Here is a 24,191-nt window from a genome sequence, read left to right as displayed (position 1 = left end):
AGGGCTGCCGTAACGGTCAGCCCTTGTTATTTCCTTCCAGTTGCTCTGTACCGGTTAATCTTTATCGGATACTCTCTACCAGTTAAACTCTGCTGGTTTTACTCTGGATTGTAAAGCCGCTGAATACTGGAAAAATCCAGATCCGCGTTGCCCTGCCCGGCGTGCAGCGAGAACAGGTTCCGAGCCAGTGAGCCCATGGGAATCGACGCCTGGTTTTTCACCGCGTTGTCGAATGCCAGGCCCAAGTCTTTGGTCATCAGCTTCACCAAAAAACCGCCTTCGTAGTTGCGTGATGCCGGCGCCGCTTCCATCACTCCCGGCCAGGGGTTGTATACGTTCAACGCCCAGTTACCGCCAGAACTTTGCTTCATAATTTCCGACAGTACCGCTGGGTCCAGCCCGTTCTTAACACCCAGAGCCAGTGCTTCGCTGGTGCCCGCCATCAGAATGGCCAGCAACATGTTGTTGCAGATTTTGGCCACCTGCCCCGAACCGTGTTCACCAGCGCGAAAAATATTCTTACCCATGTCCTGCAAAATGGGCTGGGCCGCTGCGTAATCGGCTTCAGAGCCACCGCAGATAAAGGTGAGCGTGCCGGCCTTTGCACCACCGACACCACCGGACACCGGTGCATCCAGAAAGCGGAGTTTGTGTTCTGAGGCTTGCGCCGCTACTTTTTTGGCTGTTTCCGGGGCAATGGTCGAAGAATCTATCACCAGAGTGCCTTCAGGAAGCGCGGACAGTAAGCCTTCATCGCCCAGATAAACCGCTTCTACATGCTGCCCGGCAGGCAGCATGGTTATCACACACTCGGCGCCTTTAACGGCTTCGTGGGCGGTATTGGCGCTGCTTGCACCTTCGGCTTTCAGCGCGCTGACGGCGTCTGCCGACAAATCAAACACGGTGACCTGGTGGCCGGCTTTCAGCAGATTACTGGCCATAGGGCCGCCCATATTACCAAGGCCAATAAATGAAATAATTGCCATCGTATTTCCCTCTTTTGTTTTAGTGCGGCTTCTTTTTTTAAGTGCTATTAAGTGCTATTAAGTGCTATTAAGTGCTATTAAGTGCTATTAAGTGCTATTAAGTGCTACTAAATGCTGTTGAGTGCTCTGCTCATGGCGACTCTAACAGGCTCAAACAAAAAAACCGTTAATCCATTCCCTATCAATGTCCCCCAGGGTGGCGTAACGCCATCTTGGTTGCTGGTCTTTGTCGATCAGCAGAGCCCGCACACCCTCGGCAAACTCACCTTTGCTAAGGCAGTTGGTCGACAGCAGCAATTCTTTGTCAAATACCTGCTTCAATCCATCCAGGCGGCAGCGGTGCATGTGTTCCCACACCAACGCAAAAGCCACCGGCGACGCTGCCGCGAGCGGCTTCACGGCTTTGGCCAGCCAGCCATCGCCAGACGCCAATTCCTTCAACTGGGCAATGGTCTGCTCCAGAGTGTCGGCGTCGGTGGCGCGGTTGATCTCATCAAAGTGATCGCGAACGGGTGAAGCTGGCTGCGCATCGGCGCTGCGTTGCTCAAACTGACGCAATACCGAACCTACGATCCCCTGACCATGGCGTTTGTGCCAGTCGGCGCCAGTCAGTTCGGCAACCACCTGAGCCTTTAACTCGTGCTTTATAAAACGATCAGCCATACCGGTGAACAGCGCATCCGCGCCGTTCATACGGGCGCCCGTCAGGCCTAAAAACAGACCGGTGCGGCCGGGGCAGCGATTGAGAAACCAGCCGCCGCCCACATCCGGGTAGAGCCCGATGGTAGTTTCAGGCATCGCCAGTTTTGAGCTTTCGGTCACGACCCGATGGGAAGCACCCTGCATGATGCCCATGCCGCCGCCCATTACAATGCCGTGGCCCCAGCACACAATCGGTTTAGGGTAGCTGTGAATCAGATAGTCCAGTTCGTATTCTTCGGTAAAAAACGCCTTGCCAATATCAGCGCTTCCGGCCTCTGTCATACTGCGATACAGCGCAACAATGTCGCCGCCGGAACAAAACGCCTTGTCGCCTTCGGCTTCCATCCACACAGCGCGTACCCGGTCATCTTCAGCCCAGGCTTTCAGCTGTGGCGTCAGCAGGCGAATCATTTCCAGTGACAGAGAGTTCAGCGAGCGCGGCGCGTTCAGGCGCACGACTCCGATGGTGGCGTCGCCTGACGTTTGCCACTGTTCAAAAACAATCGGTTGATCACTCATGGTGAATCCTTGGTCCCGTGTGTCGGATTGGCGTTAGCGGTTTTTCCACTGCGGCTTGCGCTTGCCTAAAAACGCAGTGACGCCTTCTTTCTGATCTTCGGTGGAAAACAGCTCGATGAACAGTTCCCGCTCCAAGCGCCAGCCGTCCTCATGGTTATGACCGCCGCGCACGTTCATGATCAGATTCTTACAGCGAGAAATGGACGACGGGCTTTGCTTGCAAGCGCCTTCTGCCAGTTCCAAAGCTTTCGCCAAGCCTTGGCCAATGGGAACCACTTCTTCGACCAGACCAATGCTCAGAGCTTTGTCGGCTTTCAGGCGCTCACCACACAGAATCATGCGCTTGGCCCAACCTTCGCCCACCAGCCATGGCAGGTTTTGAGTGCCGCCAGCGCAGGGCAGCAGACCGACGGCTGCTTCTGGCAGAGCCATTTGCGCGTGCTCTTCAGCGATACGGATATCACAGGCCAACGCGCATTCCAGGCCGCCACCCATGGCGTAACCGTTAATGGCCGCAATGGACACGCCGCGGAAGTGGGTTAGCGCGTCAAACGCTGCGCCAAAAGCCCGGGACATTTCTGTGGCGCGGGCAATGTCGCCGTCGGCAAAGGCATTCAGATCCGCTCCGGCAGAAAAGAATTTCTCGCCTTGGCCAGTAACCACCAACGCAAAAATGTCTTTGTCAGCGTTCAATTCAGCGATCGTGTGTTGTAATTTGCTTAACGAGTCGCGGGTCCAGGTGTTCGCCGGTGGGTTGCTGATGGTCAGCACGGCAATGTGGCCGCGCTTTTCCAGTTGCAGCTTGTCGCTCTTAAAATCGAGTGTGTCGCTCATAAGATCTCCGCAATGTGTTGTTGAATGGCTTTCGCTATTGAATCGCTTCTGCTATTGAATCGCTTCCGCGACGCCCTGCTCCAGAATGCGGCGAGCCACAATCAGGCGCATGACTTCGTTGGTGCCTTCCAGAATCTGGTGCACCCGCAAGTCCCGTAGGTATCGCTCAAGAGGGTATTCACGAATATAGCCGTAGCCACCGTGCAATTGCAGGGCATCGTTGACCACGTCGAAACACACGTCGGTGGCAAAGCGTTTGGCCATGGCACAGTGCAGTGTCGCTTCAGGATCGCCGTTGTCTAATTTGAACGCGCCCAGGCGCACCATTTGCCGCGCTGCAACCAGATTGGTGGCCATATCCGCCAGTTTAAATTGCAGAGCCTGAAACGCCGCCAGCGGTTTGCCAAACTGGGCGCGGGCGTGCATGTAGTCACGGGCACGTAGCAACGCCGCCTGGGCACCGCCCAGGGAACAGGTGGCGATGTTCAAGCGGCCACCGTCAAGGCCCTTCATGGCAATGGCAAAACCCTCGCCTTCGGCGCCAAGGCGGTTGGCCACCGGCACCCGCACATTTTCAAGTGTGACTGAGCGGGTCGGTTGGCTGTGCCAGCCCATTTTTTGTTCATTTTTACCATAGGACACGCCGTCGGCGTCCGCCGGAATCAAAAACGCAGAAATGCCTTTGGCACCGCTGTCCAGGCCGCCGGTACGAGCCATCAGAATCAACACATCAGTTGCCCCGGCACCGGAAATAAAAATCTTGCTGCCGTTGATGACGTAATCATCGCCATTCCGTTCTGCTTTGGTGCGCAGGCTTGCTGCATCGGACCCTGCGCCGGGCTCTGTCAGGCAATAAGACGCCAGTTTTTCACCGCTGGCCAAGGTAGGCACCACATTTTGCTTGACCTCGTCTGTGCCAAAACTGGCCAGCATCCAGGTCGCCATGTTGTGAATGGTAATGAATGCTGCGGTAGAGGGACAAGCCGCGGCCAGCTCCTCTACAATCACTGCGGTATCTTGGCGCGAAAGCCCCATACCACCACAGGCTTCAGGTGTATAAAGCCCGCAAAAACCCATTTCTCCCGCCTGACGCAATACGTCTCTCGGGAAAATACTCTCCTCGTCCCAATGCGCAGCGAAAGGCGCCATGGATTTTTGCGCGAATGCCCGCGCTGCCTCACGAAACGCCTGCTGGTCTTCAGTCAAGTCAAAGTTCATAGCTGACTCCTGTTCGTATGCCGCCTGCCTGATTAGCAAACTTGTGTATCAGGCAGACGGGACACTGCGAATCAACGCAACTGAATAGAGAAGTTGGCGTCGGTGCTGGTGGCTTCCGAGCTGAACCAGCGCGAGGTGACGGTTTTGGTTTCGGTGTAGAAACGCACGGCCTGCTTGCCGTAAGCATGCTGATCACCGTAGAAAGAACCTTTCCAGCCGGTGAACGAGAAGAACGGCAGGGGCACCGGAATGGGGATATTCACACCCACCTGGCCGACTTCAATTTCGTGCTGGAAGCGACGGGCTGCACCACCAGAGCCGGTGAATATAGACGTACCATTGCCGTAAGGGCTGCGATTAATGAATTCGATAGCTTCGCCCAGAGAATCAACTTCAGAGCAGCACAGCACCGGACCGAAGATCTCTTCGTTGTAAATGTCCATTTCGCTGGTCACACCGGCGAACAGTGTAGGGCCTACCCAGTTGCCATTCGGCAAACCGTCCACGGTGCAATTACGGCCGTCCAACAGCAGCTGGGCACCCTGGGCTTCACCCGTTGCGATCAGCGCCTCAACACGCTCTTTGGCTTTCGGGCTGATAACCGGGCCGTAGCTGGCGCCGGAATCGTTCCAGGCGCCGGGGCGCACTTTTGCCATAGCTTCTTTTAATTGCGGAATCCACTGCTTGGCTTCGCCCACGAATACCGCAACCGAGATGGCCATGCAGCGCTGCCCTGCGGCGCCCACAGAGGCGCCTACAAGAGCGTTGAGCACCTGCTGCCTGTCGGCATCCGGCATGATAACCATGTGGTTTTTAGCGCCTGCGAAAGACTGCACACGCTTCATATTGCGGGTGCCGGTTTCATAGATGTAGCGCCCAACCGGCACAGAACCGACAAAGGAAATGGCTTTAACGGCAGGATCGGTCAGCAGGGTATCTACCTGCTCTTTACCACCGTGAACAACCTGCAGCACGCCTTTAGGCGCGCCAGCCTGTGCGAATAATTCCGCAAGACGTGTCGGTGTCAGAGGGTCCTGTTCCGACGGCTTCAGAATAAAGGTGTTACCGCAGGCAATAGCCATGGGGAACATCCACAAGGGAATCATTGCGGGGAAGTTGAACGGAGTAATACCGGTGCACACACCCAACGGCTGAATCCAGGAGTGGGTGTCGACTTCGCGGGCCACGTTTTCAACGGTTTCGCCCATCATCATCGACGCGACGTTAGCTGCGTGCTCAACCACTTCGATACCGCGCCACACATCGCCCTTTGCATCATCAAATGTTTTTCCGGTTTCCTGGGCCAGGATTTCGGCAATTTCATCGTGGTGTTCTTTCAGCAACGCCTGATAGCGCAGCATCACCCTTGCCCGCTCTGACACTGGCACTTCTTTCCAGGTTTTGAAGGTTTCAACCGCAAAATCGATGGCCTTGCGCATCTCTGCAGGCGTTGTACTAGGGGCCCTGGCGATGACTTCATTGGTAGCGGGATTGGTCACGTCAATCCAGTTATCGGTCTGGCTTTGAACAAATTCACCTGCAAGGTACAGAGGGACATTTTTCATAGGGCGGATCCTGCGTGTTGTGTAGATCGAGAGTTTTGTTGTTGTGCAAATGTTGAGCGATGCCGGATTATCGTGCGGATTAGCTCAAGCGTGTCATTCAGACTAGCACGGTAATTGGAGCCGTGTGATTGACTAAGTTTCGCCAATGATGGACTATCTTTCGATCACGAAAAGCGGGGATTCCACATGGCCCTAATGTCGCAATGGCCGGCGCCGCCCGACAGCGTACGCTACTTGCTACCCGAACCCAGTGTTCAACTTCTAAGCTCGCACCCGCTTACCCGCGAGCTTTACCCCATCGCTTTCGGGCATTACCGGCGGGCAAGTGGGCACCACATGCACCGGGAGCAGCCTGCAGATCATTTGCTGATTTATTGCAGCGACGGTCAGGGATTTTTGAATGTGAATGGCCAGGCTTTTACCGTGAATGCAGGCGACTTGTTGTTACTGCCGACCGGTGTCAGTCATCGTTATACCGCCGACCCAGCCAACCCCTGGACAATTCACTGGGTGCATTACACTGGCCCTTTGGCCGAGGCGTTTAATGGCCACATGGGGTTCGACGGGCAAACACCCGTGCTATACATCGGCCGCCAGCCAAGGTTATTGGTCGACTTCAACGGCTTACTGTCGGTGCGGCAAACCGGCTTTCGCACCAGCGGACTGATTCACGTAGCCAATCGCCTGCGGCAAATGCTGGCGGCAATACCGATGATTGCAGAACACAGTGAACAAGACGCCGGTCCGGATCTGGAAGTGTTGAATAGTTATATGCGGGAAAATCTGGAACAAAGGCTGACACTGGAGCAACTGGCGGAATTGGCTGGTTTGTCGCCGGCGCATTTTGCTACCCGCTATCGCGAGCGCACGGGCATTTCGCCCATCCAGCACTTTTTGCGCTTAAAAGTGGAGCGCTCTTGCCAGTTGCTGGATAGTACAACGCTTCCGTTCGCGGCAATAAGCCGCCAGTTGGGCTACGATGATGCCTACTACTTTTCACGACTGTTCAAGAAGATCATGGGAAAGTCACCGCGGGATTATAGACACACCGCACGGCACTAACTAAATGGAAGCGTAAGATACGTCTGCACAATATTAGCAAGCGGCTGTTACGAAATTGATCTGGGGCAACGCTCTATTTTGATTGATTCCGTAGGCTCCGCGAGACTATTTAATGAGCGTCTTTCAGGAGAATAACATGGCTGCAGAACCCATTGTGCTGTTCGATAACGGGCACCACAAATGTTTGATGTTTGATTCGCTGGTTATTGGTGAAGGCGTTCAGTCAAACCAGTTTCTGCTGGTAGATGGCAAACACGAAGCTCTGATTGACCCGGGTGGTGATCTTACCTTTACGCCGCTGGCCGTGGCGGCATCGCGCTTCATGAATATTCGCGAATTGGATTACGTATTCGCATCACACCAGGACCCGGACATTATTGGCGCTATTGACCGTTGGCTGGCACACACCCGCGCCAAAGTGGTGACGTCCAAACTATGGGCTCGCTTCCTGCCTCATCTGGTGTCTAACCTTGTGTCTAAACTGCCGGGCGGCAACGTTTTTGATCGCATTATCGCGATACCGGATGTCGGAGCGAATGTTCGCTTTGGAGACACTTACGTTCAATGTTTACCCGCCCACTTCATGCACTCGGTGGGTAACATTCAGTTTTACGATCCGATCGCGAAAATTTTATTTTCCGGGGATTTAGGCGCGTCTATGGGCTGCCCCGATGAACACCTTCCGGTAACCGATTTCGACAAGCATATTCCTTACATGATGGGCTTTCACCGCCGCTATATTGCCTCGCAGAAGGTATGCCGTCTGTGGGCCAATATGATTCGGGAAATGGATGTACAGGCCATTGTGCCTCAGCATGGCAAACGCTTTGAAGGCCCGGAAATGGTGGAACGCTTTCTGAACTGGGTCAGCTCGGTAGAGTGCGGTATCGACCTGGTGACTCAGGATAACTACCGCCCACCGGTAGATTACGTCTAAAAGGAATAAACTCTGTTCCCTCCCTTCGTTGTCCAGTAAAATCTTGCGCTCTTAAAAGAGTTTCAACGGGGCCTATAAAAAGTTTCAACGGGACTTGAAAGAGCCCCACTCAGCAATCAACGAGGCAGCGCACATGGGCAGAGCCTATCAGAACCGCAAACAATCGATGGCCAAAACGGCCGACGCCAAGACCAAGGTTTACAGCAAGTACGGTCGTGAAATCTATATGTCGGCTAAATCCGGCGGCACCGACCCAGACGGCAACCTGTCCCTTCGTGGACTGATTGATCGCGCCAAAAAAGACCAGGTCCCCAGCCACGTTATTGAAAAAGCCATCGACAAGGCTCGCGGCGGTACTGGAGAAGACTACTCACCAGCGCGCTATGAAGGCTATGGTCCAGGCAACTGCATGGTGATTGTGGACTGCCTGACCGACAACCCAAACCGCACATTTGGTGACGTGCGCCTGGCGTTCACCAAAACCAAAGCCAGAATCGGCACTCCGGGTACGGTCGCCCACATGTTCGACCATTGCGCAATTTTTGCCTTCAAGGGGCAAGATGAAGACGCCGTTCTGGAAGCGCTGATGGATGCCGATGTGGACGTAACCGACATCGAATCTGAAGACGAACTGATCACTGTGTTCGCGCCTCACACTGAATACGCCAAGGCACACCAGGCGCTGATAGACGCGTTTGAAGGTATTGATTTCGACGCTGACGACATTCAGTTTTTAGCGAAAACGACCACTGAAGTCACCGGTGATGACATTCCAATGTTCGAGAAATTCCTGGATATGCTGAATGACCTGGACGATGTTCAGAATGTATTCCACAACGCGGAACTGCCGCCGGAAAAAACATCTTAAGCAGTAAATTTTTCGGCTATGACTACTTCGCTCACTGACGCGCGCAAGCCCCGCGTTATTATTGTAAAAAACCGGCGAAACCTACCCACAGATTCGCGAACGCAGTGGCGATTTCGAATTCTGGTTTGTTCGCGGATTGGCGTCGGCTCCCTGGCTATGGTGAGCAACCGCGACCCTTGAGGCGAGCGAACCGCACAGTGGCTGACTGCTGCGGTTTTCGGAATTGGTTGTTTCTAGGCGGTATTAAAATACTGCAATAAATGCCGGCATCTGTGATGGATTGAGGTATTTGTGCGGCTAGGGGTCAGGGTGTTGAAAACCGCCCGCGCTTTTCGCAAAGCTCAACGCCACGCTCATACCTCCTCATGCTGCTTTGGTAAAAATAGCCACATCCTTTCTCGGTACCTCTAAGCTCCACTGATGCTGTTTCGCTATCGACTCCAGTGTTTCTTCTTTGTAAAACACCACGTGAGTCGGGTCACGCCGGTAGTGCCAGCTTGCAAAGCGGGTGTCGTCCGTCTGAAAGCAGGTCATTACGGCCAGCAAACCGCCAGGTTTCAACAGTCCATCTAGCTGGCGCAAAACCGACGCAGGCTGGTGCAAATGTTCCAGCACTTCCGTGCAGGTAATGAAGTCGTATTGTTGCTGCAAGACATCAGGCTGCGGATAGAAGAACGGATCGTACAGCGCCATGGTCATACCGACTTCCTCCAGCATACCAGCCAGCACAGGGCCAGGGCCGCAGCCGAAATCCAAGCCGTTCGCTCCGCGGGGAAGTTGAGTCAATAATGGATCGGCCACCTTGGACAGAAAACGAAGGTAACCGGGATCACCCGGGTTGTTGTCGTGGTATTGGTAGATGGCTTTTTCCTGCTCTGCACTTAAACGACACTCAGGGGCCATCACGGTGCACTGGCATTCCCGGCAGCGCAAATAGCGCTGTTGCTTAATGCTCTGAAAGTGCTGCAACTCGGCCCGCTCGCAGACGGGACAGTTCATCGAAAGCGTTGGGGGCATGGGGCGATTCTGGTTGGGTTCGGCGGGCGTTATCTGGCAACAATGGCAGAGGCGGGTATTCACGTCCAGCGCTCTGGTTAACACTCTGGCGATTAAACCCGTGCCTACTGTCAGCTGCTACCGGCGCGCTCGCCTGTTATAATGCACCGCTTAATTGAACCCACACCCAGCCGGTGCCCTGCATGACCCAGTCTTCTTCCACACGCCTGAACAAATACATCAGCGAGAGCGGCATTTGTTCGCGGCGCGAGGCCGACCGATATATCGAGCAGGGTAATGTGCGTATCAACGGCAAGCGAGCCAGCGTTGGCGATCAGGTATTGCCGACGGACACGGTGATGGTCAACGGCCAAATCATTGAACCCCGTGCTGAGGAAGATCAGGTATTCATCGCTCTGAACAAGCCGGTGGGCGTTGTCAGCACCACCGACAGCGCCGAGCGCGACAATATCCAGCGCTTTGTCGGGCACACAGTGAGAATTTTCCCTATCGGCCGACTAGACAAGGATTCTCAAGGGCTGATTTTTATGACCAGCAACGGCGATCTGGTCAACAAGATCCTGCGGGCGGGTAATAATCACGAGAAAGAGTACTTGGTCACCGTTGATAAACCCATCACCAAGACCTTTATTGATGGTATGGCCGGCGGGGTGCCGATTTTGGGTACGGTTACAAAAAAATGCCGGGTGTCGCAGGAATCGCGCTTTGTGTTCCGCATTGTTCTGGTACAAGGCCTGAATCGGCAGATTAGACGTATGGCAGAGCATTTTGGCTTTGACGTAACGCGCCTGGAACGGCAGCGCATTATGAATATTAGCCTGGGCAATCTGCCCGTAGGCCAATGGCGGGATTTAACATCGAAAGAATTGGCGGTGCTGATGGACAGCATTCGGGATTCGTCATCCGATGCGCCGGCGGCGCCTCAAAAGCCCACCGGTAAGACGAAGCCCACCACTGCTCCTGCGCAAAAGCGCGAGAGCCACAAACCACGCTCCAGCAACAAGTCACCTGCCCGGCCAGCTACCAAATCTGCAGGCAAGCCCGGCGGACGGCCAGACAACCGCGCAGGGGCAAAGCCTGCGGCGCGGCCAAAACCCAAACCGAAGAAGCAGCGCCAGCGCAGTCCTAAACGCTAGCACAGGCTTTCGTCTATTTTCCCTATCGGCACTCTTCTAGGCTACTCAGGCTAGCACTACTCCGGCACTATTTTTGGTCTATTCGTCTTTGATCGCAGGCGTAGGCCGCACCAGTATTTCGTTCACGTCTACATGAGCGGGTTGGGCCACGGCGTACATCACTGCGTTGGCAACGTCGTCTGGATGCAGTGCGTTGTCTGGCTGTTGGTCAAAGAAGGGCGTGTCTACCATGCCCGGCTCGATCAGGGTGACTCGAATACCGGAGCCCCGCAGCTCTTCGCGAGCGCCATATCCAATGGCCGACACCGCCCATTTAGTCGCGCTGTACATAGATCCCGGAATGGTTACCCGTCCCGCGGCAGAGCCCGTCAGTAACAGGTGCCCACGGCTTTCCCTCAACGCTGGCAGGCAGTGCTGCACGGTCAGGCCAACACCGTAGATATTGGTCAGAATCATGTCTTTCCAGACTTCCGCATCGGCACCGCTGAAGCCGCCGGGTTCACCCCCGCGGCCGGCGTTGGCGAATACGGCATCGATGCGACCAAAAGCGACCAGCGCTTTTTTCACCATTTCACGCTGGTCTGTGTCGCTTTGTACATCGCAGCGCACCGTTAATACCTGCTCTTTACCGCCCAGTTCCTGTTGCAACTTGTGCAGTTTATCTTCCGAGCGGGCCGCCAGTACCAGCCGATAACCCTGTTTGGCTGCTGCCCGCGCGGTAGCCGCGCCAATACCTGAAGATGCGCCTGTAATCAGTAGTACGGGTTGATCGCTCATAATTCGTTTCACCGTGGTCAATGAATGTTAATAACCCTTACTTACTTTAGGCCGCCGGCTCACAGTTTCAACTGCGAGCGGTATAGAATCTGGCAACAAACGCGTGCTTATGTGATGCTTAAAACAGAAGCTGCAAGCGGTTAGAGAGGCATTTTATGATGTGGTTTTTGTATTTACTGATATTTATCGGGCTGTCTTTGCTGGTTTTTTTAGCCGTATCGTTCGTGCTGTTCCGGCCAGACGACTACTCAGCGTTTGATAGCCATGATTTCAAATCCCGCACCGCCCTGCCTAGCACCGCCAACAAAGACGTGATCGAGCGCGTGCGCAATATGGGTAACGACCTGCGTGGCGTTAGAGGTCGGGCGCGAATTCTTGCCATACGCAAGTATATGGACAGCATCAGCGATGACCTGCACATGGTGTCTACCGTCACCGCAACCGACGAGCCCCGCGGTGAATGGGTGGTGGCCCCCGGCGCCGATACTCGTCGGCGTATTTTGTACATTCATGGCGGCGCATGGATGGCAGGTAGCCCGCGCAGCCATCGCAGTATAACCGATCAGCTGTCGCAAGTTAGCGAGGCCGCAGTGTTTGCGGTGGACTATCGGCTGATGCCGGAGTATCGCTATATGGCCGGCGTGGAAGACTGTCGCAAGGCCTACGAGTGGCTGTTAAGCAACGGCCCGGAGGGCAAGCAGGAAGCTCAGATTATGGTAATTGCGGGTGATTCGGCCGGCGGCGGCCATACTCTGGCGCTGATTGCCTGGCTGCGCGACCAGAAACTGCGCCAGGCCGACGCGGCCATTGCCTTATCGCCGTCCACCGACATGACCATGACCGCGCCCAGCAATCGCAGCAATGTAGCCACAGACCCCATGTTGGGCCCTATGTTTAGTAGCCTACAAAAAATACCGCTTCCGGTTTTGTGGTGGTTCAGTACCGCAACTTTCCGCATGCGACCGGCCAGCCCCGAGGCTTCGCCATTACGCGGGCCACTGCATGACTTGCCACCCACACTCATTCAGGTCAGTGACTGCGAAATGCTGGTAGATAACGCAAAACGCTACGCCGCCAAGGCGCAAGCAGAAGGCTCACCGGTGGAACTGCATATCTGGCAAGGAATGGTACACGTGTGGCAGATTTTCGGCCCGATGCTGCCAGAAGCAGACGAGGCTTTTGACGACATGGCGGAGTTTCTGCGAGCTCACACCGGCGCGGCACATCAGGCACGGGTGGGTTAAACCTGAACCTTTCCCCGCAGCGCTTTGGTACGGCCCTTCTGCACTTTTCCGTCAGTGCGCTTGCGCTTGGCGGATTTGCTCGGTTTTGTGGCACGGCGAGCTTTTTGCGGTTTTACCGCTTGCAGGATCAACGCCTTAAGCCGCTGCAGTGCGTCGTTCTTGTTCAGCTCTAGCGTACGATGGCTCTGTGCTTTAAGCACAAGTACACCGTCTTTGCTGATGCGCTGATCGCTCAGCGCCATCAAGCGTTCTTTATAAAACAGTGGCAGCGACGAGTTCAGAATGTCAAAGCGCAAGTGCACCGCAGAGGAGACCTTGTTGACATTCTGCCCACCGGCACCCTGAGCGCGGATCTGGGTGATTTCGATTTCCCAGTCCGCGAGTTCAACAGCGTTGGATAATTTAAGCATGACCTACTTTACCACGCCAGATGGAGCACTAGTCCGCAGCATGTACAAATATGCGCGCTTCTACCGGCAGGTTTGCCAACTTGCGATGCAGCCGAAATCTGAGGCGGTTGATATCGTCCGACCAGTTATCCGGCAGAGCCACTTCTACCATCAGTGATGGGCCAACCTTGATGGTACTGGCACAGTCAGGGTGCAAGCCAACATCCCGCATAGCTTCGGATACACAGCTTTGCAATTCTTCAGATGGCGCAGACAAAAGCAGTTCACGCACAGCTGCCGCGGTCATTTTCACCGGAACTACCAGAAAATAGCCTGAAATCAGCACCATCATCAGCGGGTCTGCGTACCTGGCCAGATGAGCCCAGGCACCGGTTTCCAACAAAGCGGCCGCCGAAAAACCAATCAGCACGGCCGCACTCAGCGCCATGTCCATCAGCCACTGTTTCTTTTCTGCCAGCAGCAAACCGGACTGGTTGTGGCCCGTGGCCCAATGCATATAGGCCCACACCAGCGCGCAGCCAATAACACTGATTCCAGAGAAAATCAGAGCCATACCGGCGTCAACCACCTGACCACCGCTGAGCAAAGCGGCAATGGCAGAGAACAGCGAAATGACACACACCAGGGTAATCGTCAGGCCCTTTATTGCAATCACCAAGGGCTCCAAAGCACCACGGCCCAAGGGAAACGCATCGCAGGCCGGCTTGCGCATCAGGCGCGCCGCATAAACCGACAACAGGGACAACATCAAACTCACCAACGAATAGGCGCCATCAAACAGAATAACCAAAGAATCGACCCATAAGCCCCAGGTAATCCCCAGAACCGCAAACAGGGCAGCACCTATCGACGATAAAATCAGCGCCAGGTTTTCCCGCGCCAGAAAAACAGCCATAAACACCTCCAGTGACTGGCGGCAGATACTAATGATAGATACACTGGGGCGCGAGTCGGTGGCCGACGGTTTTTCCGTCGCTAATAAGGGTAAATACGCTATTTAAGGCACTTTCTTAAGCACTTTCGTAGGCGCTGTCTAACTAAGGCATTTTCTAACTAAGCCACTTTTTAATTAGGGTACTTCGAGCGTGAAAACGTCGCAAATACAGATTTTTCTGACGATAGTGCGCTTTGGCACCGTTGCCGCAGCTGCCCGCGAGCTCGGCCGCAGCCGCACCACCGTCAGCACGGCATTGGCGGCGCTGGAAGACGAGTTGGGTGCGCAGCTGTTCGAACGCAGTGGAAACCAGCTTCAGCTGGCTGCTGTGGGCCACTCCATTGTGACGGACTGCCGGCGCTTTGATCAGGTAGCGGGTCAAATCATGGCGCGCTGCGAGCACCACCTCAGCGGTGCCGAAACCGCCCTGCGTATTGGCCGTGATGATTCCCTGCCCGAGTCGGCATGGCGCAGCATTTTGCAGCGTCTAAAACAACGCTTCCCCCATACCAGTATTGCGGTGTATCTGGCCTCACCCCGGGAATTGCCGGCGCTGGTGGAGCACCAGTCGGTGGATGTGTGTTACGGCTTGATGCCGGAACCCACCACCGAAGGCTATGAATGGCGGCGCGAGTTGGCGGATGTGCGGATGTTAACGGTGGCCGCAAGCAGCCACCCCTTGTGCCAGCTGGAACGGGTAACTCAAGACGACCTGGTGGCGCACACAGAAGTCACCTTGGCGTCGATGCGCGATATGCGCCTGGAGCCGGAATCCCCGGAAACCGCCAACTATCTGGCATTTACCCAATACGAACTGATACGGGACTCAGTGATTGATGGCGCTGGCTGGGCGGATTTACCGCTTCCACTGATTCGCGAGGCGTTGGCCAACGGAGAACTGACCACCATCCATCACCGCAGTGCCAAATGGTGGAAAGTGTTCAGCGCGCTGGAATCCGAGTACGCCCAGGGTGGCGCTGTTGTGGTCTGGCTGGGCAATGAACTAACGACCTATCTGGCCGAGGTGGCCAGTTAAAGAGCGCTACAGACTGCCATTAAGAGCCAACTGCAACGCTATCGCCGCCATCATCAAACCAATCAGGCCGTCAATGACGCGCCAGACCAGTGGCCGCGACAGCACGGGTGCCAAAGCTGCACCGCCCCAAGCCAGCAGGCTAAACCACACCACCGAAGCGGTGCTGGCGCCGATCACAAAAGCCACGGCGCTGCTTTGCTGGGCACCAATCGCCGGCACCAGCAACAATGTGTCGAGGTAAACCTGGGGGTTTAGAAGAGTGACCGCCAGCGCGGTCAATACCACCTTGCGCAAACTGCCTCGAGGGGCCGCGCCAACTTTTAACGCAGCGCGGCCCCTCAAGACACGCACGGCCGCCTGAAGCGCCAGCCAGCCCAAAAACATCACGCCTAGCCAGCGCAAAAACTCCAACGCCTGGGGCACGGCCATCAGCGCCGCGCTAACGCCGAACATGCCCAGGGTGAACAGGCAGGCATCACACACGGCACAAATAGCCGCCACCGGCCAATGGTGCTCTTGGCGAATGGCCTGGCTCAACAAGTACGCATTTTGAGCGCCAATGGCGATAATTAAACCGCCACACACCAGCAAACCGGTTAGGTAACTTTCAAGCACTCGCAGGTTCCTTTCAACAGCTTGGTTTTTTAGGGGCTGCGCAGAATATCGGCTTTACACCACAATCGCCATTAATGATCCATACCGGAGTGGTTCATATCAGAGTGGTTCATATTGGAATGGCCTGTAGCGGAGTGATTCATAGTCGAATGGTCCATCCCAACATCGTCTTCACCAGCATTATCCAGCGATCTGACCTCCAGCACGGCGTTCTGGGCCGGAATGCGCTCAAACTTAAAGGTCACAGGAATTTTCTGCCCGACCTTTAGCGGCTGCTTTAAACCCTCCAGCATCAGGTGATAGCTCAGGGGCTTGAACTCCACGCTCTGACCAGAGTCTATGCTCACACCATCCGGTAACGGTTTCATACGCATCATGCCGTTGTCTGCGAGGGTTTCATGAATTGAAACCCGTGTGGCAACCTCGCTGGTGGCGCCGGTGAAGCGTACCGCTGCGTCAGTGTGATTGTGAATGGCCATGTAGCCAACCCCGACCGCTACGCCCGGCGGCGTTGGGCGGCTCCAACCGTGCTCCACCATAACCCCGCTAACATCGGGAGTGGGAGCGGTGTCGGCCGTAGCCGTCAGCGGAATGCAACTCGCGACCGCGGCAACAACAGCGACAGCACTTACATGGCGGGCAAAGCGACGAATCAAGGAAGAATGTTCCATCAAAAGCTCCTGCAAGTTCAAAATCAGTATTCAGCATAGCCTGCCACAAACAGCCACAGCAACGCTGCGACCAATTGTCGCTGGGCCAAATCAGCCAGACGAAACACTAATTAGTGGGGCGACTTTGGCTCAACAGCAAGAGCGGCCGGACGGCCAAAATAGTAGCCCTGAAACAATTTGCAACCCATTGTCATTAACGCCAGGTATTGGCCTTCGGTTTCTACGCCTTCGGCAACCAGTTCAAGCTGATGACTGCGGGCAATACTGATAATGCTGGCGACCATGTTTTGGGCTTTGTGATCATTTAGCAGACCGTCGATGAAGCTCTTGTCGATTTTCAGCTCGTCAAGCGGCAGAGTTCTCAGCAAGCTTAGGGACGAATAACCGGTACCAAAATCGTCCATTGATACCCGCACACCCTGTTTACGCAATTCGTTGAGTACCGCCAGAACATCGTCAAAATTCGAAATAAACAGGCTTTCGGTAATTTCCAACACCAACTGCTTGGGCGACAGCGCGTATCGCGATAGCAAAGACAGAACATCATTGGCAAAACCCGGCTGCAAAAATTGCAATACCGATATGTTCACCGCCAGTTTCCGCATTTCACCTTGGACACCCACAAACTCGGAAAACTCGCGAACGCTGGCTTCCATAACAAACCGGCCCAACGCCGGCATAAGGCCGCTGGACTCGGCAACCTCGACAAATTCATCAGGGCCGACCTGGCCGAGTTCCTCATCGTTCCAGCGCACCAGCGCTTCGTAGCCATAAACAACTTTGACGTGATCAACCTGGGGCTGAAACACCATGGTCAGCTGCCCAAGGTTCAGCGCTTTGCGCAAGCGTTGTTCAACCTGCACTCGGCGGATGTAGGCCTGCTCTAGTTCTTCCCGATAGAGACACCAGTCATTACGGCTCTTCTTGGCCTGATACAGAGCCAAGTGCGCGCTGCGTAAAAGCGTATTCACCGAATCGCCATCACGGGGATACACCGCTACACCGATGCTGACACCCAACTGCAAGGGAAACTGTTTCAGCTCCAGCGGTTTGTCCAGTTGGTGGCTTAGTTGACGCGCATGACTCTCAAGCGCCTGTAAATTCACCGCCTTAATCAGTAAAACAAATTCATCGGCGCCCAGACGGGCAACCACGTCTTTCTCGCCGACCACACTGCGCAACCTGCGTGCAAATGCGCAGAGCACCTGGTCACCGTATTCCTGCCCAAAACGGTCATTAACCCCGCGAAAGTGGTCGATATTGACGACAGCCACCATGAAGCCCTGTTTGCGCCGCAGCAGGCTGCCGATTGTCACGCTCAGCCCCGAACGATTGTTCACTCCGGTCAATTCATCGTGCCGCGACAGGTACATCAACTCTTTAAGGCGCTTGGCTTCGGCTACCGCGATAATACGAAACATGATAAACAAAGCCAGAAAACTGCCTAGGAAAATGCTGACGTATAACAGTGCGGTTTTGAAAAACGTCACCCACAACGGGCGCATCAGGGTTTCAGACATCACCCACATTTGGAACCGACTGTTGAATTGGGCAGCTCCCAGATAGTTTTTCTGATCACGATGAATGCGGTAGGTATAGGGTGTATCTGACTGCTGCGTGTCTGCCGGGGACAGATTCTCCGACTGAGGAATTTGGCCCACAGGCGTTTGGCCCTGATAACGGAGTTTGGAATACTGCTCCGGACCCATGCCTTGCTCTGAAATAAACTGCACATAGCCGTCTGATGCCCGCGTCAACGTGACTCGATCGTATGCGCCGCTGTGTAAGGAGTTGCTCAGGACACCGGCGCGGCCGTCAATGCGAAGCCCAGCCGTCATGACCGCAACCACCTCACCCTGTGGGTTACGCAGCGCTTTGCGCACCGGAATTACCCACTTGTTCATGGCGCTCATAAAATAAGTGCGCCCCAATACCATGGTGTCGGTTGCCACAGCTTCTTGAAAACTGTCTCGCGAGGTTTCGAATCGCCGTAGGTTCGGCAACAAATCCAGATCCAGATTAGAGCTAACCAGCATTAACTGTCCGTCTGCACTGGCCATTCCCAAGCCAGTAGCAACAGGATTTTCCAGCAGGATGCTGTCCAGTTCAGGTGAGTGCTGGGGTGTTTGTGGCAGATCGCCAGCGCGAAGAATTTCGCGACCCACAACCGTCAGCAATAGCTCTTGGGTACGCAAAACGCTGTCCATAGACTGCGCCACCAATGCCACCCGCGTGCTATGGACTGATTTTTGCTCGGCAACAATCGATTGCCAGGATGACAACAGAAGCAAAACCAGAATCGCGCTTCCCGCTGTCAGCGTCAGCAGAAAGAGTGTCCATAAATTGCGTTTTAATAATGCCAAAGAAAGAGCGTCCGCTGGGATTGCAGGTTTTGCGATCTTTTCACGATAATCATTCGGGGTTCGCCATCTGCGAATATTCCTTGATTTTAATTCGCATATTAACAGCTACATCCCAGATTTTCACAACCTGGAGCACATACCTCGCATCAGACTTTCTTGACGAACTCCGACTTCAGTTTCATCGGCCCAATACCGTCTACTTTGCAATCAATGTCGTGATCACCATCCACCAACCTTATACTTTTAACCTTTGTGCCTACTTTTACCACCAGCGAAGAACCCTTCACTTTAAGGTCTTTGATCACCGTTACACTGTCGCCGTCTTGCAGTTCATTGCCGTTAGCATCACGGATCACTTTCTCTGATTCTGCGGCGGCGACCTCAGTTTCGCTCCACTCGTGGCCGCACTCGGGACACACCAGTTGGGCGCCGTCTTCGTAGGTAAATTCAGAGGCGCATTGGGGACAAGGTGGCAACTGTGACATGGCAGGTTTCCTCGGTGATTGGATAGGGTGCGCATTATAGCAGAATCACCCCCGACCCAGTCGCACCGAGCGGCACTTGATCTGAGTGTTAACGTGATAAATCGCTTTTATAAAGGAACTTGACCGGTCAGAGCCAGCGCGGTCAGCACAAGGCAGATAAACAAACCCGCAGTTCCGGCAATTTTCAGCCCACCCATCAATTCCTGTTCCGGCGTCATAGCACTTCCCTGATTTCAGATGTATCCCAATAAAACAATGGCCAGCATTAAACTGCCTTGTGGTGGCATTTCCCACCGATGCGCTTTCACAAGTATCAGCACAGCGCCACACAAACAATTTAATACGAACGATTATTATTTACAATGCATTTGTCAGGATTGCCCCGGAAAATTGACCGTGCAGCTCAGTGGGGGTCGTTCGTGCGCTCCGTTTTATCAAACTGTGGCAGCGAATCGGTGATCTGAAACCAGTCTGACTGCGCGGCTACATACACGTGTTGGGCCGCACCTTTACCCAGCGGCTTTTCCAGCGCGCCTACCCGCAGCCGCAAAATGGCGGGAATGGCGTCTACCCTGCTATACAGCTGAGAGCCGCAGCGGCCACAAAAACCGCGGTATTTGCCCGGGCTGGAAGCGTATTCTTTTAGTTGGTCTACGCCGGTCAACCACTGCATGTGAATTGCCTGTGCCGGCGCGCTGGCAGAAAACGCACTCCCGTGCGCCCGCTGACACTGTTTGCAGTGGCACAAGACCACCGGGCCCAGAGGGCCGTCATACTGGAACTGGATATCGCCGCAAAGACATTGGCCGCTGTACGCCATTAATAAAAACCTCTCATCATCGAGTCGCTGCACAACATCCTCAGTGAGCACACTGAAGGCCTGGTACAAAAGACTTTTGGTAGAAATGTCGTAACCGCACCAAGAACGCTAAATGTGTGCGTCAAAGTGTTGTTCATTCGATGTCCTTTTATAAAAAAAATAACGAGCTAGAAATAATATTTAATGTTTTGCCGAGCTTTGTGAATGGTAGCTGTGGGGAAAATAGGCTACTGTTTAACGTGTCGAAAGTTTAATCAACAAGCAACTCCCGCTATGGCACTTCGGACCCTATTATGCACTGCTCGTTTCCCACTGTGAACGCGTTTACTGCCCTGCCGGCTCCGGCTCGCCGCCTACGAGGATTGGCCTTAGCCGTACTGCTGGCATGGCCGGGGACTCAGGCACTGGCCGCAGATGCGAATGGCCAAAGCGCGATGGCACAGGCAGGTGCATGGAACGGCACCATGAGGGCCTATGCCAGCAAATCACTGAACAGCGACAGCGCCTTGAGCATGGCGGCGATGCCTATGAACGGGCCGGGTGTAGAGCAGTTTATTAATGCCGACACCCTAATGAGCCCTGGCTCCATCATGAAAGTCCTGACCACCTACGCCGCCTTGGAGATCCTCGGTCCCAACTACACTTGGGACACGGATTTTCTCACCAACGGTGACATGTCCGACAGCACGCTCAATGGCAACTTGTATGTGCGCTTCGGCGGCGACCCGAAACTGACCTTCGAGCGCTTGTGGTCAACGCTAAGAGAACTGCGGGACATGGGCATCACCAGAGTCAACGGCGACCTGATTCTAGACGGCAGCTATTTCCAGATTGACGGCGGTTTTCCACCTTTTCACGATAACGGCAGCAACCCCTACGCCCCGTTTCTGGTGGAACCCTCTCCGTATTTGACCAACCTCAATCTGAGCCAGCTGGAGGTTCGTTCAGACGAACGCGGCACCCGCGCATGGAGCACTCCGAACCTGGCTGAGGTGGTGATCGACAACCAGGTGATCAGCTCGGCCGAAGGCAACTGCCCGAGCCGCGGTTCATTCACCTGGACGCCGGTTTTTCACAGCGACCAAAGCGTGACTGTGACGGTTAAAGGCACGTTGCCCAAAGGCTGTCGAACCACACGCTACTTGTCTCTGCAATCCCATGAGCGCTATAGCGCTTCCTTGATTCGCTCGCTACTGGCAGAAATGGGTGTGGAAATCAGCGGCATCAACAGCGTAGGCATTACGCCTGAGAACGCCAAACTGGTTATGCGCACCACATCGCCAGATCTGGTAACCATGGTGCGCGACATCAATAAATGGAGCAGTAACGTGATGGCGCGTCAGCTACTACTGGGTATTGGCGCAGAAAAACGCGCAGCTGCTGACAACGATGACCGGGTAACTGGCATTCGTGCCATTTACAGCTGGCTGGAAGATAACGGTATTAACACCACCGGTATGGTGATCGATAACGGGGCCGGTTTGACCCGACATGGTCGCATCAGCGCACGCCAAGGCGTGGACATTCTGAGAAATGCCTGGAACAGCCGCTATGCAGCGGACTTGATGGCTTCCATGCCATTGATTGCGATGGATGGCACTATGGCCCGCAGGCTGCGGAACACGGGTATGAAGGGCGAAGGCAGGATCAAAACCGGTTACCTGGAAAATGTGCGCTCCATTGCCGGTTTTACTCGTGACGAGAACAACACCACCTGGGCCGTGGTGGGCATGGTTAATCACAACCCTGCCTGGAACGGCCAAGCAGTGCTCGACCGCATTTTATATTCACTGCATCACAAACCGCCAGTGCCAACGACCCTGTCACAATCCGCAGGCCAGAGCGAAAACGGCATTCTGCAGTAAAGGGCAACCGGTCTAGTGTTCCATCTGGCTAATTCGCAAGCCTACCGTCTGGCACTTAGCGGCCAGGCGGCTTTTCAGGTTTTTGACCGGTAATCTGACGCAGGGTGAACTCGGTCAGCTTGCCCGCAATGGGAGCTATAAACGTTACCAGCGGAAAAGCGACGGCCCACGCTACAAGAAACGCACGTAACCAGCGAAATACGAACTGCGTATCCAGCCCGGTGTTCATAACGGTAATGACCCCAGACATCAGTAATGACATCATGCAGGACATATAAAAGCCAAAAATTAGCTGGCGCACTCGGGTAGATTTGAAGCGGGACATGAACATTCCTGTAACGTCTGAAAGCAAGCGGCTGTCGTAAACGTAGTAACGGCTGTAGCGTATTCCAGTGCCATACGCATAGTAATAAGTAAGCGATCTTTTAGGTAGCTTTTGATGTTTGCATTCCCCCGATCACAACGCATTTCACCCGCCACCTTACTGCGCTTGGCACTCACGCTGGTGCTGGCGTTGGCCATTGTCGGCTGTAGCTCTGCCAGGCTGGCTTACCGTTACGCAGACTGGGGCACGGTGTGGTGGATGGAAGACTATGTATCACTCACCGGCACCCAACAGCAAGCCCTTGAACAAGGCGTTCGCGATTTTCGGCAATGGCATTGCAGCCAGGAGCTGCCCCGTTACGAACGCTGGTTAAGCACCGTTATAGCCGATGCAAATACAGCTGTACTGACGGATTCAGCGCGTATGGAGTTCCACCAGGAGCAACTGCTTGGCTTGCTGCCAGCACTCACCGAAAAAGCGACACCCATGGTAGTGGCCTTTCTTAAAACATTGAGTGACGAGCAGGTTCGGGAATTGGCAGCTAATATGGCCGACCGCCAGCAAGAGCTGGAGCAGGACTTGCTGAAGCGCTCGCCGGAAGCCACTGCCTCGGCTCGCGCCGAACGAACCGCGGAACGTCTTGAATCGTGGCTGGGCAACTTCAGTGATGATCAGTATTTCCGCATTCAGCGCTGGTCTGCAGCCCAAGCCGGCCAAACCGACATCTGGCTTGAAGGTCGAGAACGCTGGCAGCAAGCGTTTCTGGCAGCCCTGCAACAGCGCCAGCAGGCGGAATTCGCCAGCGTTATCTCCGATTTGTTGCAAAACCCCGAGCAGGCACGTGGGCTGGATTACCAGCAGACCATGGCACAAAGCAAAAACGCGATGGCAACGCTGTTAAGCGACCTGCTAGCAATGGGTGGCGAACCTGCCCTGGAACAGGTCAGAGCCAAGGCTACTGAGCTGAAGAGCGACGTTGACGCACTCACCTGCCCGCTGCCTACAGCCTGAGGCTGTGCCATTCGCGCCAATTCAAATGGTCAAATAGCCACCGTCAACGTTCACACAAGCACCGGTGGTGTAACTGGACGCGGCCGATACCAAATACAGCACTGTGCCCGCCATTTCGTCCGGACTGGCTACCCGCTTCATCGGTATGTGCGCCATCGCTTGTTTCTTGATCGCTTCGTTGCTGGTCAGCGCGCTGGCAAATTTTGTATCGGTCAGCCCAGGTAAAAGTGCGTTTACTCGAATGTTCTTGGGCCCCAACTCCATGGCGAAAGACTTGGTCATGGAAATCACTGCGGCCTTGGTAATGGAATAAATACCCTGGAAATGGCCGGGGTTAACGCCGTTCACTGACGCCACATTCACAATGGCTCCGCTGCCGTGTTTTTTCATCAACTGCGCACCCTTGGCGCACATAAAAAAGTAACCGCGAATATTCACATCCACGGTTTTATTGAAGGCGGCCATATCGGTGTCTTCTACCGGCCCAAAATAGGGGTTGGTAGCAGCGTTGTTCACCAGAATGTCCAGCTTGCCGTGTTTTTGTGCGATATGTTCCCAAACCGCGTCAATCTGGTCCATCTCGCCAATATGGCAGGCGAAGGCCTCGGCGCTGCCGCCAGCGCTGCGAATACTGCTGGCCACCGCCTCGCAGCCGTCCAGTTTGCGACTGCTGACAATCACGTGGGCGCCTTGGGCGGCTAATATGCGAGCAATGCTCTCGCCAATACCGCGGCTAGCACCGGTGATTAACGCGATTTTCCCCTTCAGATCAAACAGATTAGTGCTCATGG

The 24,191-nt window shown here is 54.7% G+C and carries 24 protein-coding genes; 8 read left to right on the top strand and 16 right to left on the bottom strand.

Going from position 1 to position 24,191, the window contains the following annotated elements:
• Window positions 1-98: 98 nt before the first annotated feature.
• The 5 genes from mmsB to MIH18_RS20435 all read right to left on the bottom strand — a co-directional run bounded on the left by mmsB (window position 99) and on the right by MIH18_RS20435 (window position 5,824).
• Window positions 99-986 carry a 3-hydroxyisobutyrate dehydrogenase gene (gene mmsB / locus MIH18_RS20455; RefSeq protein ID WP_249013342.1) on the bottom strand — a complete coding sequence of 296 codons (888 nt, stop codon included), beginning with the start codon at window positions 984-986 and terminating at the stop codon, window positions 99-101.
• A gap of 150 nt (window positions 987-1,136) precedes the next feature.
• Window positions 1,137-2,207, bottom strand: coding sequence for an enoyl-CoA hydratase/isomerase family protein (locus MIH18_RS20450; RefSeq protein WP_249013341.1), 1,071 nt, complete (start codon window positions 2,205-2,207; stop codon window positions 1,137-1,139).
• Window positions 2,208-2,240: 33 nt separating this feature from the next.
• Window positions 2,241-3,041, bottom strand: coding sequence for an enoyl-CoA hydratase (locus tag MIH18_RS20445; protein ID WP_249013340.1), 801 nt, complete (start codon window positions 3,039-3,041; stop codon window positions 2,241-2,243).
• 51 nt (window positions 3,042-3,092) lie between these two features.
• Window positions 3,093-4,259 (bottom strand): acyl-CoA dehydrogenase family protein, encoded by a 1,167-nt coding sequence (locus MIH18_RS20440; RefSeq protein WP_249013339.1) that lies wholly within the window; start codon window positions 4,257-4,259, stop codon window positions 3,093-3,095.
• A 71-nt stretch (window positions 4,260-4,330) separates the two neighbouring features.
• Window positions 4,331-5,824, bottom strand: coding sequence for a CoA-acylating methylmalonate-semialdehyde dehydrogenase (locus tag MIH18_RS20435; RefSeq protein WP_249005486.1), 1,494 nt, complete (start codon window positions 5,822-5,824; stop codon window positions 4,331-4,333).
• 186 nt (window positions 5,825-6,010) lie between these two features.
• Here MIH18_RS20435 and MIH18_RS20430 point away from each other — a divergent pair, with 186 nt between their 5' ends.
• The 3 genes from MIH18_RS20430 to MIH18_RS20420 all read left to right on the top strand — a co-directional run bounded on the left by MIH18_RS20430 (window position 6,011) and on the right by MIH18_RS20420 (window position 8,691).
• The gene (locus tag MIH18_RS20430) at window positions 6,011-6,886 is read left to right on the top strand and encodes an AraC family transcriptional regulator (RefSeq protein ID WP_249005487.1); all 876 of its coding nucleotides are present in this window, start codon (window positions 6,011-6,013) and stop codon (window positions 6,884-6,886) included.
• 136 nt (window positions 6,887-7,022) lie between these two features.
• The gene (locus MIH18_RS20425; protein ID WP_249005488.1) at window positions 7,023-7,823 is read left to right on the top strand and encodes an MBL fold metallo-hydrolase; all 801 of its coding nucleotides are present in this window, start codon (window positions 7,023-7,025) and stop codon (window positions 7,821-7,823) included.
• Between the two features lie 133 nt (window positions 7,824-7,956).
• Window positions 7,957-8,691 (top strand): YebC/PmpR family DNA-binding transcriptional regulator, encoded by a 735-nt coding sequence (locus MIH18_RS20420; RefSeq protein WP_249005489.1) that lies wholly within the window; start codon window positions 7,957-7,959, stop codon window positions 8,689-8,691.
• Between the two features lie 363 nt (window positions 8,692-9,054).
• Here the strand turns inward: MIH18_RS20420 and MIH18_RS20415 are convergent, their stop codons facing one another.
• Complete coding sequence (locus tag MIH18_RS20415; protein ID WP_249013338.1) at window positions 9,055-9,708, bottom strand: class I SAM-dependent methyltransferase; 654 nt, start codon at window positions 9,706-9,708, stop codon at window positions 9,055-9,057.
• A 182-nt stretch (window positions 9,709-9,890) separates the two neighbouring features.
• Here MIH18_RS20415 and rluF point away from each other — a divergent pair, with 182 nt between their 5' ends.
• Window positions 9,891-10,844, top strand: a complete 954-nt coding sequence (rluF, locus tag MIH18_RS20410; RefSeq protein WP_249005491.1) for a 23S rRNA pseudouridine(2604) synthase RluF — start codon at window positions 9,891-9,893, stop codon at window positions 10,842-10,844.
• A gap of 78 nt (window positions 10,845-10,922) precedes the next feature.
• On the opposite strand, the gene MIH18_RS20405 is transcribed toward rluF, so the two are convergent.
• Entirely contained in the window at window positions 10,923-11,621 is a 699-nt protein-coding gene (locus tag MIH18_RS20405) for an SDR family oxidoreductase (RefSeq protein ID WP_249005492.1), read from the bottom strand.
• A gap of 155 nt (window positions 11,622-11,776) precedes the next feature.
• On the opposite strand from MIH18_RS20405, the gene MIH18_RS20400 reads away from it, so the two are divergent.
• Window positions 11,777-12,865 carry an alpha/beta hydrolase gene (locus MIH18_RS20400; RefSeq protein ID WP_249013337.1) on the top strand — a complete coding sequence of 363 codons (1,089 nt, stop codon included), beginning with the start codon at window positions 11,777-11,779 and terminating at the stop codon, window positions 12,863-12,865.
• Here MIH18_RS20400 and arfB read toward each other — a convergent pair.
• Together arfB and MIH18_RS20390 are read right to left on the bottom strand one after the other, a co-directional pair.
• Window positions 12,862-13,275, bottom strand: a complete 414-nt coding sequence (gene arfB, locus MIH18_RS20395) for an alternative ribosome rescue aminoacyl-tRNA hydrolase ArfB (RefSeq protein WP_249013336.1) — start codon at window positions 13,273-13,275, stop codon at window positions 12,862-12,864. The two genes, MIH18_RS20400 and arfB, sit on opposite strands and share 4 nt — an antisense overlap.
• A 28-nt stretch (window positions 13,276-13,303) precedes the next feature.
• Window positions 13,304-14,170, bottom strand: a complete 867-nt coding sequence (locus MIH18_RS20390) for a cation transporter (RefSeq protein WP_249013335.1) — start codon at window positions 14,168-14,170, stop codon at window positions 13,304-13,306.
• A 190-nt stretch (window positions 14,171-14,360) separates the two neighbouring features.
• On the opposite strand from MIH18_RS20390, the gene MIH18_RS20385 reads away from it, so the two are divergent.
• Window positions 14,361-15,245: a LysR family transcriptional regulator gene (locus tag MIH18_RS20385; RefSeq protein WP_249013334.1), complete on the top strand. Its 885-nt coding sequence runs from the start codon at window positions 14,361-14,363 to the stop codon at window positions 15,243-15,245.
• A gap of 6 nt (window positions 15,246-15,251) precedes the next feature.
• Here MIH18_RS20385 and MIH18_RS20380 read toward each other — a convergent pair whose 3' ends face one another.
• From MIH18_RS20380 to MIH18_RS20360, 5 genes are all read right to left on the bottom strand, one after another.
• Window positions 15,252-15,860, bottom strand: a complete 609-nt coding sequence (locus MIH18_RS20380) for a LysE/ArgO family amino acid transporter (protein WP_249013333.1) — start codon at window positions 15,858-15,860, stop codon at window positions 15,252-15,254.
• Between the two features lie 71 nt (window positions 15,861-15,931).
• A complete protein-coding gene (locus tag MIH18_RS23985; RefSeq protein ID WP_283164056.1) occupies window positions 15,932-16,531 on the bottom strand; it encodes a copper chaperone PCu(A)C in 600 nt (199 codons plus the stop codon).
• A 110-nt stretch (window positions 16,532-16,641) separates the two neighbouring features.
• The gene (locus MIH18_RS20370) at window positions 16,642-18,894 is read right to left on the bottom strand and encodes an EAL domain-containing protein (RefSeq protein ID WP_249005498.1); all 2,253 of its coding nucleotides are present in this window, start codon (window positions 18,892-18,894) and stop codon (window positions 16,642-16,644) included.
• Between the two features lie 146 nt (window positions 18,895-19,040).
• Complete coding sequence (locus MIH18_RS20365; RefSeq protein ID WP_249005499.1) at window positions 19,041-19,379, bottom strand: zinc ribbon domain-containing protein YjdM; 339 nt, start codon at window positions 19,377-19,379, stop codon at window positions 19,041-19,043.
• A 403-nt stretch (window positions 19,380-19,782) separates the two neighbouring features.
• A complete protein-coding gene (locus MIH18_RS20360) occupies window positions 19,783-20,199 on the bottom strand; it encodes a GFA family protein (RefSeq protein ID WP_249005500.1) in 417 nt (138 codons plus the stop codon).
• A gap of 293 nt (window positions 20,200-20,492) precedes the next feature.
• Between MIH18_RS20360 and dacB the strand changes: the two genes are divergently transcribed.
• Window positions 20,493-22,064, top strand: a complete 1,572-nt coding sequence (gene dacB, locus MIH18_RS20355) for a D-alanyl-D-alanine carboxypeptidase/D-alanyl-D-alanine-endopeptidase (RefSeq protein WP_249013331.1) — start codon at window positions 20,493-20,495, stop codon at window positions 22,062-22,064.
• Window positions 22,065-22,119: 55 nt separating this feature from the next.
• On the opposite strand, the gene MIH18_RS20350 is transcribed toward dacB, so the two are convergent.
• On the bottom strand, window positions 22,120-22,389 hold the full coding sequence (locus MIH18_RS20350; protein ID WP_249005502.1) for a DUF2798 domain-containing protein: 270 nt from the start codon (window positions 22,387-22,389) through the stop codon (window positions 22,120-22,122).
• Between the two features lie 114 nt (window positions 22,390-22,503).
• Here MIH18_RS20350 and MIH18_RS20345 point away from each other — a divergent pair, with 114 nt between their 5' ends.
• Window positions 22,504-23,400, top strand: coding sequence for a DUF6279 family lipoprotein (locus MIH18_RS20345; RefSeq protein ID WP_249013330.1), 897 nt, complete (start codon window positions 22,504-22,506; stop codon window positions 23,398-23,400).
• A 21-nt stretch (window positions 23,401-23,421) separates the two neighbouring features.
• On the opposite strand, the gene MIH18_RS20340 is transcribed toward MIH18_RS20345, so the two are convergent.
• Window positions 23,422-24,189, bottom strand: coding sequence for an SDR family oxidoreductase (locus MIH18_RS20340; RefSeq protein ID WP_249005504.1), 768 nt, complete (start codon window positions 24,187-24,189; stop codon window positions 23,422-23,424).
• Between the last annotated feature and the right edge of the window lie 2 nt (window positions 24,190-24,191).

Origin of the sequence: Marinobacter sp. M3C, assembly GCF_023311895.1 — a bacterium.
Taxonomy (GTDB): domain Bacteria; phylum Pseudomonadota; class Gammaproteobacteria; order Pseudomonadales; family Oleiphilaceae; genus Marinobacter.
Note: the sequence above shows the minus strand (reverse complement) of the source record. Positions and strands in the feature narration are given on the sequence as shown.

Bases quoted from the DNA above. Each gene is read 5' to 3' on its own strand.
- MIH18_RS23985 (WP_283164056.1), bottom strand. From the start codon at position 16,531: ATGGAACATTCTTCCTTGATTCGTCGCTTTGCCCGCCATGTAAGTGCT.
- MIH18_RS20360 (WP_249005500.1), bottom strand. From the start codon at position 20,199: ATGGCGTACAGCGGCCAATGTCTTTGCGGCGATATCCAGTTCCAGTAT.
- mmsB (WP_249013342.1), bottom strand. From the start codon at position 986: ATGGCAATTATTTCATTTATTGGCCTTGGTAATATGGGCGGCCCTATG.
- MIH18_RS20450 (WP_249013341.1), bottom strand. From the start codon at position 2,207: ATGAGTGATCAACCGATTGTTTTTGAACAGTGGCAAACGTCAGGCGAC.
- MIH18_RS20400 (WP_249013337.1), top strand. From the start codon at position 11,777: ATGATGTGGTTTTTGTATTTACTGATATTTATCGGGCTGTCTTTGCTG.
- MIH18_RS20425 (WP_249005488.1), top strand. From the start codon at position 7,023: ATGGCTGCAGAACCCATTGTGCTGTTCGATAACGGGCACCACAAATGT.
- MIH18_RS20365 (WP_249005499.1), bottom strand. From the start codon at position 19,379: ATGTCACAGTTGCCACCTTGTCCCCAATGCGCCTCTGAATTTACCTAC.
- MIH18_RS20445 (WP_249013340.1), bottom strand. From the start codon at position 3,041: ATGAGCGACACACTCGATTTTAAGAGCGACAAGCTGCAACTGGAAAAG.
- MIH18_RS20390 (WP_249013335.1), bottom strand. From the start codon at position 14,170: ATGGCTGTTTTTCTGGCGCGGGAAAACCTGGCGCTGATTTTATCGTCG.
- MIH18_RS20345 (WP_249013330.1), top strand. From the start codon at position 22,504: ATGTTTGCATTCCCCCGATCACAACGCATTTCACCCGCCACCTTACTG.
- MIH18_RS20340 (WP_249005504.1), bottom strand. From the start codon at position 24,189: ATGAGCACTAATCTGTTTGATCTGAAGGGGAAAATCGCGTTAATCACC.
- MIH18_RS20435 (WP_249005486.1), bottom strand. From the start codon at position 5,824: ATGAAAAATGTCCCTCTGTACCTTGCAGGTGAATTTGTTCAAAGCCAG.
- dacB (WP_249013331.1), top strand. From the start codon at position 20,493: ATGCACTGCTCGTTTCCCACTGTGAACGCGTTTACTGCCCTGCCGGCT.
- MIH18_RS20420 (WP_249005489.1), top strand. From the start codon at position 7,957: ATGGGCAGAGCCTATCAGAACCGCAAACAATCGATGGCCAAAACGGCC.
- rluF (WP_249005491.1), top strand. From the start codon at position 9,891: ATGACCCAGTCTTCTTCCACACGCCTGAACAAATACATCAGCGAGAGC.
- arfB (WP_249013336.1), bottom strand. From the start codon at position 13,275: ATGCTTAAATTATCCAACGCTGTTGAACTCGCGGACTGGGAAATCGAA.
- MIH18_RS20430 (WP_249005487.1), top strand. From the start codon at position 6,011: ATGGCCCTAATGTCGCAATGGCCGGCGCCGCCCGACAGCGTACGCTAC.
- MIH18_RS20415 (WP_249013338.1), bottom strand. From the start codon at position 9,708: ATGCCCCCAACGCTTTCGATGAACTGTCCCGTCTGCGAGCGGGCCGAG.
- MIH18_RS20405 (WP_249005492.1), bottom strand. From the start codon at position 11,621: ATGAGCGATCAACCCGTACTACTGATTACAGGCGCATCTTCAGGTATT.
- MIH18_RS20350 (WP_249005502.1), bottom strand. From the start codon at position 22,389: ATGTCCCGCTTCAAATCTACCCGAGTGCGCCAGCTAATTTTTGGCTTT.
- MIH18_RS20440 (WP_249013339.1), bottom strand. From the start codon at position 4,259: ATGAACTTTGACTTGACTGAAGACCAGCAGGCGTTTCGTGAGGCAGCG.